The sequence below is a fragment of the Alkalibacillus haloalkaliphilus C5 genome, from assembly GCF_000269905.1.
Lineage (GTDB): Bacteria > Bacillota > Bacilli > Bacillales > Alkalibacillaceae > Alkalibacillus > Alkalibacillus haloalkaliphilus_A.
On the sequence record NZ_AKIF01000297.1, the window covers coordinates 1 to 426 of the forward strand.

The 426-nt window shown below is 35.0% G+C and carries 1 protein-coding gene; it reads right to left on the reverse strand.

All coding sequences use genetic code 11. From position 1 onward, the window contains the following. A partial coding sequence (locus A194_RS19125; protein ID WP_040403399.1) for a peptidoglycan-binding domain-containing protein occupies positions 1-426 on the reverse strand: 426 nt, incomplete at both ends.

A 426-nucleotide genomic window follows, 5' to 3' on the forward strand; every position in this document is an offset into this window, starting at 1 on the left:
CCCAAAATAATCATTGGGATCGTCCCAATCCGCAAATCCCAAGAATACTAGTTGTTCCTTTACTTCTTGTGACTCTTCATTGCGATTTGGACGCTGCACTGGGCTATTTAACACTTCGTCTATTTTTTCTTCTGTAACTGTATCTACAATCCCATGATTAACTAGTCCATAATAACTTTGAAAGTATTTAACCGCATCCTCTGTCTCTGATCCGAAAAATCTATTAGGATTTTCCCAATCTGCAAATCCTAATTCTACAAGTTTTTCTTTTATAACTTTAGCTTCGTCTGTAAGGAAACCATTTTGAAGAGGGCTGTTTATTAAACTATCAACCTTATTTTCTAGCTCATCATTAGGCTCCCCAGTAATTTCTAACTTATAGTATGTTTGAAAATCCTCTATTATCTTAACTGTTTCATCATCTAG